A 9,512-nucleotide genomic window follows, 5' to 3' on the forward strand; every position below is an offset into this window, starting at 1 on the left:
CTTCACTATGCCATTAGGATTCTGTTTTTAGCAGAATCCTATCCCTCATTAATTTAACCCTATCTTTTATACAGAAGATTTTATCTCGCTATATTCGTGTTTTTGAAATCTGGCATTAATTAGGGCGATTTTTTAACCCTAACAAATAGTTTTTCCAGAGATTATTGTTTGAAACCCATAAACATAATTACCTATTGCGTCGTAAAAATGATACTCTCACATGGAAGTTATTACTGTTTTATAGTTTTATAATTTTATAATTTTATAATTTTATAATTTTATAATTAAATCATTACGGATAAAATTATGAAAGATAACACGATGAGTTTCTCTGTAAACAAAGATCTAGATGTTCATTCAAAAAGCTTTGATGCCTTCATATCATATATGGAGAACTGTAATGAATTTTGGTATATAAAAGATAAGGAGTCGAGATTTATCTATATGAATGATTATGGACTTCATCATAGCGGACTACCCACAGGGTTTAATGTTGAAGGTAAACTGGATAGTGAGTGTCCGGTTTATTGGTCTGAGGTTGCTGATATCATTCAATCTAATGACCGTAGAGTGATGGAGGAAAAAAAAGTCATTCCTACTTTGATTACATTTATGTATGGAGGTAGGGATAAAATTATTCAACCATTTATGGCAGATGTCACGCCTTTAATAAAAGATGGAGAATCGATTGGCGTAGTAGGCAGAGCTAGAAAGCTAGAAGTTTTTTCAATGTATCATATGGAAATTAATAAACCTCCTGAATCATTATCATTTGGCAACCCAACTGATTTATTTACTGATAGAGAATTCGATATCGTATTTTTTGCGTTGCAATCACTCAGCGCCAAAGATATAGCTAAAAAATTAGGTATTTCATATAGAACGGTACAAAGTCGGTTACAATTAATTTATCAAAAAATAGGGATAAACTCATTAAGCCAGTTAAAAGAATATTGCCGGGGTAAGGGGTATAATAACTATGCGCCTACCCGATTTATTAATCCTAACCCCTATATACCTCTGGCATAATAATGCACAACATCGTTGTCTTCACTATGCCATTAGGATTCTGCTTTTAGCAGAATCCTATCCCTCATTAATTTAACCCTATCTTTTATATAGAAGATTTTATCTCGCTATATTCGTGCTTTTGAAATCTGGCATTAATTAGGGCGATTTTTTAACCCTAAAAAATAGTTTTTCCAGAGATTATTGTTTGAAGTCCATAAACATAATTATCTATTGAGTCGTAAAAGTGATACTCTCATATGAAAGTTATTATTGTTTTATAATTTTATCATAACGGGTGGAAATTATGAAAGATAACACGATGAGTTTTTCTGTAAACAAAGATCTGGATGTTCATTCAAAAAGTTTTGATGCCTTCATATCATATATGGAAAACAGCAACGATTTTTGGGTTATAAAAGACAACGAATCTCGATTCGCCTATGCAAATGATGTTGCGTTTTATTACAGCGGCCTGCCTAAGGGGTTTAATATAGAAGGGAGGCTTGATGGTGAATGTCCAGCACCGTGGGCCGAGTTTGAGGATATTATACAAGCCAATGATAGATATGTAATGACTAATCAAAAAACCATTCCAGTACTAGATACCTTCACCTATGGGGGAAAAGAGAAAAGAATCCAGCAGTTTCTAGTCGATGTTACACCGCTAATGAAGGATGGAAAATGCATTGGGATTGTAGCGCACGGAAGAAAACTTCAAATTTATTCCATGTATCATTTTGAAAACAACAGGCATCCTGACCCATTATCATTTGGCAACCCAACTGATTTATTTACTGATAGAGAATTCGATATCGTATTTTTTGCGTTGCAATCACTCAGCGCCAAAGATATAGCTAAAAAATTAGGTATTTCATATAGAACGGTACAAAGCAGGCTACAATTTATTTATCAGAAAATAGGGATAAACTCATTAAGTCAGTTAAAAGAATATTGCCGGGGTAAAGGGTATGATAACTATGCGCCTACCCGATTTATTAATCCTGATCCCTATATACCTCTGGTATAACAATGCACAACATCACTATCGTCACTATATGCTACTGGGTTCTGGCTAAGCAGAACCCCCTACGTCCCGAAGCGTAGAAGCACCTGTACACCTCATGTCAGCGATTTTCTCACCTTAATAAATAAGGCATTTGGGATTCTTATCACTTCATTATTAAACTTTCCATTTCAAACCCAGCTCTTCGACATGCCTTTAATAATCTGTCGAATTGCTCATGGATTAGATATATACCCTTCATCTTTCAAGCTGCTGCTTTGTTGGCTGCGTTCACTTGCCTCCGCCCTGCAATTTGAAATTTATTGGGTATATATTATTACAGCTTTTTCCCTGAGTCCGCACTGATGCGGAATACTAAAAAATAGCTGTACTAAGACGTTAAACCCCGCTAAGTACAGCCAAATATTTTCCGAATGGAAAAACGACTAAAAGGTCATACATGAACTTTAATTGTTCAGCAATGCTCTTTTATAGATATTAGAATATTCAGAAAGTTTAGTTATTTCTGGAAATATTGGAAGTCGCATTAAGTACGTTAACGAACGTCTTAAAAAAATATTTGTTAAAGCATTTAAGGAGGGTTTTACCCCTCCTATACCCTTCATCTTTCAAGTTGCTGCTTTGTTGGCTGCTTTCTCACCCCAGTCACATCGTTATCTATGCTCCTGGGGATGCGTTCTCTTTCCGCCGCGCTGCAAATTGAAATCTATTGGGTATATACTTAATTACCGATTCGATTAAGCCTGACCTTTTACTTCTTTCAGGCCCCTGAAAGGAGCACGGTTACCCAGCGCTTCTTCAATACGGATCAATTGGTTGTATTTAGCAACGCGATCAGAACGGCTCATAGAACCTGTTTTGATTTGACCAGCAGCGGTACCTACTGCCAGATCAGCAATAGTAGCATCTTCTGTTTCACCGGAACGGTGAGAGATCACTGCGGTATAACCCGCTTCTTTTGCCATTTTGATAGCAGCCAGAGTTTCTGTCAAAGAACCAATCTGGTTGAATTTGATCAAAATGGAGTTAGCAATGCCTTTCTCGATGCCTTCTTTCAGGATCTTTGTGTTGGTAACGAATAAGTCATCACCAACCAACTGGATTTTTTCACCCAACACTTTGGTTTGGTAAGCGAAACCATCCCAGTCAGATTCATTCAGGCCATCTTCGATGGAAACGATTGGATACTCTCTGGTCAAATCTTCCAGATAATGCGTAAATTCCTGAGAATTGAAAGTTTTTCCTTCACCTTTCAATTCATAGTTACCTGTTGCTGAGTTGTAGAATTCAGAAGCTGCGCAATCCATAGCCAATGTGATATCTTTGCCCAGAACATAACCTGCTTGTTCTACCGCTTCTTTGATGGCCGCCAGAGCAGCAGCATTAGACTCCAGGTTAGGTGCATAACCCCCTTCGTCACCCACAGCAGTACTCATGCCTTTTGCTTTCAGGACCTTAGCTAGGTTGTGGAACACTTCAGAACCGATACGAACCGCTTCTTTCAGCGTTTTTGCACTAATCGGCTGAATCATGAATTCTTGGATATCAACGTTGTTATCCGCATGCTCACCACCGTTGATGATGTTCATCATCGGCAACGGCATAGAGAATTTACCCGGAGTACCATTCAGTTCAGCAATATGTTCGTACAATGGCATCCCTTTCGCAGCAGCTGCCGCTTTTGCGTTAGCCAGAGAAACCGCCAGAATCGCGTTAGCACCGAATTTAGATTTGTTTTCGGTACCGTCCAGATCGATCATGATTCTGTCGATGTTAGCCTGATCTTTTGCATCCTGGCCGATAACTGCCTGTGCAATCAGTCCATTTACTGCATCAACAGCTTTCAGTACACCTTTACCCATAAAACGGGATTTGTCACCATCACGCAGTTCCAATGCTTCGCGGGAACCGGTAGATGCACCAGATGGTGCCGCCGCTAAACCAACAAAGCCCCCTTCCAGATGTACTTCTGCTTCTACGGTTGGATTACCACGGGAGTCGATGATTTCACGAGCGATCACTTTAACGATTTTGGACATTAGGTTTTCCTCAGTACAAGTTATATTTCAAGTAAGTGGCAGAACATCTGATACCGCCACTTACTGCACATCTTATTTGAGCTGGCTTTTCTGATAGTTACCGGCAGCTTTTACAAAACCGGCAAACAACGGATGGCCGTCACGAGGAGTAGAAGTAAATTCTGGGTGGAACTGACAAGCCACGAACCAAGGATGGTCGGGTATCTCAATAATTTCCACTAATTTATTGTCTACTGAACGGCCGGCTACCCTCAGACCAGCATCTTCAATGCGTTTCAGCAGCAAGTTATTAACCTCATAACGATGACGATGGCGTTCAATGATAGTCTCTGCACCATACAAGGTACGAACCAAACTATCTTTGGTCAGGTGACATGGCTGCCCCCCCACACGCATCGTTCCACCGAGATCACTCTCTTCGCTACGCACTTCTAAATTACCATCCTCATCACGCCATTCGGTGATAAGGCCAACAACCGGGAATCGGCAATCAGGTTCGAATTCTGTTGAGCTGGCTTTTTCCATACCTGCGACATGGCGTGAGAACTCAATTAATGCGACTTGCATTCCGAGACAAATTCCCAAATAAGGAATTTTGTTCTCACGGGCATAACGGGCTGTCATGATTTTGCCTTCCACACCACGACCACCGAAACCACCTGGAACCAGAATCGCATCCAAACCCTTTAGTAATTCAACACCACGGGTTTCAACATCCTGCGAATCAATCAGCTTGATGTTAACAGTCAGACGATTTTTTAATCCACCGTGCTTCAACGCTTCAATCACGGACTTATAAGCATCAGGCAGTTCAACATATTTACCAACCATCCCGATAGTCACTTCACCGGAAGAATTCGCTTCTTCGTAAATGACCTGCTCCCATTCAGACAGATTTGCTTCCGGGTAATCGAGGCTGAATCGTTTACAAATATAATCATCTAATCCTTGAGATTTCAATAGCCCTGGGATTTTATAAATGGAATCAACGTCTTTCAGAGAGATAACGGCTTTCTCCGGTACATTACAGAAAAGCGCAATTTTTGCACGCTCGTTAGCAGGAATGACACGATCTGAACGGCAGATCAGAATATCTGGCTGAATACCGATAGAAAGCAGCTCTTTTACAGAATGTTGAGTTGGCTTGGTTTTTACTTCGCCAGCCGCTGCCAGATAAGGAACAAGGGTCAGGTGCAAATATAAAGTATGTTCACGACCCACTTCTACCGCCATCTGACGAATCGCTTCAAGGAATGGCAAGGATTCTATATCACCGACCGTACCACCAACTTCCACCAATACCACATCATGACCTTCACCGCCACTGATAATACGATCTTTGATTTCATTGGTGATGTGAGGAATAACCTGAACGGTCGCTCCCAAATAATCGCCACGGCGCTCTTTACGCAGAACTTCGGAATAAACTCGGCCAGTAGTGAAGTTATTACGACGCGTCATTTTGGTGCGAATGAAACGCTCGTAGTGACCTAAATCGAGATCAGTTTCAGCGCCGTCTTCAGTAACGAAAACTTCCCCATGCTGGATTGGGCTCATTGTCCCCGGATCAACGTTGATGTACGGGTCCAGTTTCATAATAGTGACATTGAGTCCACGGGCTTCAAGTATAGCGGCCAAAGAGGCTGCGGCAATGCCTTTACCCAGAGAGGATACGACCCCGCCGGTCACAAAAATATAATTAGTTTTCATGCTGAACCTGAAAGTTTAGGTTTAAAGATGATGGATATAACAGGACGGGAAAGCAGTATACCCTAACCTTAAATGCGCTACAAATAATCTGCGCATAAATATACCCGTTATCTTTCAAGTTGCTGCTTTGTTGGCTGCACTCACCCCAGTCACAGAGTTATCTATGCTCCTGGGGATTCGCTCCCTTACCGTCGCGATCCATCTTGAAATTCACTGGGTATAAGATTATTTTCCCCTTCACAGCATGTCCAATGTAGACATGAGTACATACAAAAACTTCATTTTTCATGAAGCTAATCGTTATTAGCACTTCTCAACGTCGAATGATTTTATTGCTTTAATTGATTAAAAAACAGTATGATTGCTTCCGTCGCAATCATTTCGGCTGAATTGCACACAGATAAAAGACCCAGTATAGGTAATAGTAGCTTATGAGTTAAGGGGTGATGCCATGATTATACTGACTCAGGAACAATTCGATAAAATTATTGATATAGAGGACAATACTTATATTGAAAAAATCAGGCAATGCATTTTGTCAGAACATGCCGATTTGGTTGCGCATGAGGATGAGAAAAATTTGCATAAGCGACTTAAAGAAGCCTATCGGTATTTAATCGAAGACCTAGGCTTTAAAGATAAAAAGCTGATTAAATCATACCTTTATTTAACAGCATTTAATCGTGACTTCCATGGTGTACCAGAAATCAAAAATGCCCTTGAAGCAGGGGAAAACCCGGAACAACAATACAAAGATATCTTGAGAATAATAGATAACTTGCTGAAAAGGAGCAATTAACATGCCTTTACCTTTGGTAGTTCCGGTCGCTCTGACTGCGGCTGAATATGCAGCATCAGCCCTTACGGGCATATTGGTTGGCGTTGGTGTTGGCCTCGGCGTTACGGAAATGACAAAAGATAAGGATGATGAAAAAGAGCAAGCGGAAGCCCGAACGGATGTGATCAGTACAACAAGGGAAGAATGCAAGGCTTGCCCAGCCATTGAGAAAGTGAGTCCTAGTTGGGAAAGTACCAGTTCATATTCACAGGTTACCCTTGATTATCAACTCCAGATAGCCAAAACCGTTTACAAACCGGACGCAAAACTCATACAGGTATGGGAATGTCTGGGAGTCAGTTTTGATGGCTGGCGACCAAAAGCATGCCTGTTTCTGGAATCCAAAGCTAAATATGATCAGTTTTTTAAGAATGGAGAACCGATGGGATGGTGGACGGGAGATGAACCCATGAAAGATCAAGGAAAGCGACAGCAAGACGTATGTACCTCATTGAACAACATTCCACGCTCTCACTGGCATTTTATGGGGCCTGTGAGCGCGGCTTACTATTCAAAAAGATTTTCTAGATATCCCAATATTAAGGTATTTCATACCCCTTTACTTAGATAGTTCGAGGCAATAAATGACTATTTTATCACTAGAAATAGAGTTGTATTTTGACTGGAAAGAATCGTTGACTCCCCAGATAGCACTCACTGACTTGTATGAGATAACACAACAGATTGATCAACTCTTCGGGCGCCCAAAAACCTGGTATTTGACAGGTCATACCCGTAAGGAAGCATTGGAACACCTTGTTTTTGAAGAAGGCCACCCGACAGAAAAAGCGGTTCAAGAGTTTGAAAAAAGCTATAGAAAAAATTTCCCTTTTTTAGGAAAGAAAATCTGGGATGGTGAAGTTGATGACCTTATCTGTTCCTTATTTTATGAGAACTACCGTAGAGACAAGTTAGGACAAACTAATATAACAATAAGACTCAATATTGACGAAAAAGAGTTTCAGTTTTCACGGCTGATTAATTTTATTACCTTTTTAGTTCTCAGCCGTAATGCTCCCTACATTATGGTAGAAACTAACGGTTATACCTTGAAGCAAAATCAGGTATTCCCCGACAGATTAAGTGCAGGGTGGATGATTTATTTACCCTTTGTTATAGACCCCGCATTATTACCAATGGCAGATGAAATCTTGCCTATTACCAATGATAAAGAACAATTGGGGACATTAATTATCACCAAACAAGGTATTTTTGACGGCGAAAATCAGGATGATATTGATAAAGCCAATGATATTGAAATTCAGTTGTTGAATTTAGGATTACTGCCATTAATTACTGAGGTTTAATCGCTGCCCTTATCAGGGCAGTACTTTACACCCCTTTATTTGGATAGTACGAGGTAATGCATGGCTATTTTATCGACAAAAATAAAGTTGTATTTTGACCTACAAGAACCTCTGACTCCCGAAATAGTATTAGCTGATTTGTATCGAATTACTCAACAAATCGATCACTTTTTTGGCCGTCATAAAACCTGGTATTTGACTGGACACACTCGTAAGGAAGCATTAGAGCATCCTGTTTTTGAAGGGGGCCACCCGACAGAAAAAGCGGTTCAGGTGTTTGAAGAAAGTTACAAAGAAGATTTTCCTTTTATAGGAAAACAAATCTGGGATGGTGAAGTTGATGACCTTGCCTGTTCCCTATTTTATGAGAACTATCGTATTGATAAACTGGGGAAAATTAAGCTAACAATAAAGCTTAAGATTGACGAAAAAGATTTTCAGTTTTCACGGTTGATTGATTTTATTACCTTTTTAGTTCTCAGCCGTAATGCTCCCTACATTATGGTAGAAACTAACGGTTATACCTTGAAGAAAAATCAGGTATTCCCCGACAGGTTAAGTGCAGGGTGGATGATTTATTTACCCTTCGTTATAGATCCCGCATTATTACCAATGGCAGATGAAATCTTGCCTATTACCAATGATAAAGAGCAATTGGGGACATTAATTATCACCAAACAAGGCATTTTTGACGGCGAAAATCAGGATGATATTGATAAAGCCAATGATATTGAAATTCAGTTGTTGAATTTGGGATTACTGCCATTAATTACTGAGGTTTAATCGCTGCCCTTCTCAGGGCGGTATTTCACACCCCTTTACTCAGATAATGCGAGACAACAAATGACTATTTTATCACCAGAAATAAAGCTATATTTCGACCGGCAAGAACCGTTGACTCCCCAAATAGTATTGACTGATTTATATCGAATTACTCAGCAAATCGATCACTTTTTTGGCCGTCACAAGACTTGGTATTTGACAGGTCATACTCGTAAGGAAGCATTGGAACACCTTGTTTTTGAAGAGGGCTACCCGACGGAAAAAGCAGTTCAGGTATTCGAAAAAAGTTACAAAGAAGATTTTCCTTTTATAGGAAAAAAAATCTGGGATGGCGAAAATGATGAACTTGGCTGTTCCCTATTTTATGAAAACTATCGTAGTGACAGGTTAGGACAAACCAAAATAAGAATAAATCTTAATATTGACGAAAAAGAGTTTCAGTTTTCACGGTTGATTGATTTTATTACTTTTTTAGTTCTCAGTCGTAATGCTCCCTACATTATGGTAGAAACTAACGGTTATACCTTGAAGAAAAATCAGGTATTCCCCGACAGGTTAAGTGCAGGGTGGATGATTTATTTACCCTTTGTTATAGACCCCACATTATTACCAATGGCCGCTGAAATCTTGCCTATTGCCAATGATAAAGCGCAATTGGGGACATTAATTATTACCAAACAAGGCATTTTTGACGGCGAAAATCAGGATGATATTGATAAAGCCAATGATATTGAAATTCAGTTGTTGAATTTGGGATTACTGCCATTAATTACTGAGGTTTAATATCTGCCCTTATCAGT

Annotated in this window: 9 protein-coding genes; 7 read left to right on the forward strand and 2 right to left on the reverse strand. The window is 39.7% G+C overall.

Features of this window, described 5'->3' with window-relative positions; all coding sequences use genetic code 11:
- The first annotated feature begins 306 nt into the window (after positions 1-306).
- Both EAE89_RS14600 and EAE89_RS14605 read left to right on the forward strand, forming a co-directional pair.
- On the forward strand, positions 307-1,029 hold the full coding sequence (locus EAE89_RS14600; protein ID WP_214086121.1) for a helix-turn-helix transcriptional regulator: 723 nt from the start codon (positions 307-309) through the stop codon (positions 1,027-1,029).
- A gap of 286 nt (positions 1,030-1,315) precedes the next feature.
- Positions 1,316-2,038, forward strand: a complete 723-nt coding sequence (locus tag EAE89_RS14605; protein WP_054479945.1) for a helix-turn-helix transcriptional regulator — start codon at positions 1,316-1,318, stop codon at positions 2,036-2,038.
- A 734-nt stretch (positions 2,039-2,772) separates the two neighbouring features.
- Here EAE89_RS14605 and eno read toward each other — a convergent pair.
- Positions 2,773-4,074 (reverse strand): phosphopyruvate hydratase, encoded by a 1,302-nt coding sequence (eno, locus tag EAE89_RS14610; protein WP_214086122.1) that lies wholly within the window; start codon positions 4,072-4,074, stop codon positions 2,773-2,775.
- 72 nt (positions 4,075-4,146) lie between these two features.
- Entirely contained in the window at positions 4,147-5,784 is a 1,638-nt protein-coding gene (pyrG, locus tag EAE89_RS14615) for a glutamine hydrolyzing CTP synthase (RefSeq protein WP_054479943.1), read from the reverse strand.
- 451 nt (positions 5,785-6,235) lie between these two features.
- Here pyrG and EAE89_RS14620 point away from each other — a divergent pair, with 451 nt between their 5' ends.
- Genes EAE89_RS14620 through EAE89_RS14640 form a run of 5 tightly spaced genes read left to right on the forward strand, consistent with a single transcriptional unit; the run spans position 6,236 to position 9,495 of the window.
- Complete coding sequence (locus tag EAE89_RS14620) at positions 6,236-6,583, forward strand: hypothetical protein (RefSeq protein WP_054479942.1); 348 nt, start codon at positions 6,236-6,238, stop codon at positions 6,581-6,583.
- A gap of 1 nt (position 6,584) precedes the next feature.
- Positions 6,585-7,193 (forward strand): restriction endonuclease fold toxin 5 domain-containing protein, encoded by a 609-nt coding sequence (locus tag EAE89_RS14625; RefSeq protein ID WP_214086123.1) that lies wholly within the window; start codon positions 6,585-6,587, stop codon positions 7,191-7,193.
- A gap of 13 nt (positions 7,194-7,206) precedes the next feature.
- Positions 7,207-7,929: an Imm52 family immunity protein gene (locus tag EAE89_RS14630; RefSeq protein WP_214086124.1), complete on the forward strand. Its 723-nt coding sequence runs from the start codon at positions 7,207-7,209 to the stop codon at positions 7,927-7,929.
- Between the two features lie 60 nt (positions 7,930-7,989).
- The gene (locus EAE89_RS14635; protein ID WP_214086125.1) at positions 7,990-8,712 is read left to right on the forward strand and encodes an Imm52 family immunity protein; all 723 of its coding nucleotides are present in this window, start codon (positions 7,990-7,992) and stop codon (positions 8,710-8,712) included.
- 60 nt (positions 8,713-8,772) lie between these two features.
- Complete coding sequence (locus EAE89_RS14640; protein ID WP_214086126.1) at positions 8,773-9,495, forward strand: Imm52 family immunity protein; 723 nt, start codon at positions 8,773-8,775, stop codon at positions 9,493-9,495.
- The last annotated feature ends 17 nt before the right edge of the window (positions 9,496-9,512 follow it).

The sequence above is a fragment of the Photorhabdus heterorhabditis genome (genome assembly GCF_018448905.1).
Taxonomy (GTDB): Bacteria; Pseudomonadota; Gammaproteobacteria; order Enterobacterales; family Enterobacteriaceae; genus Photorhabdus; species Photorhabdus heterorhabditis.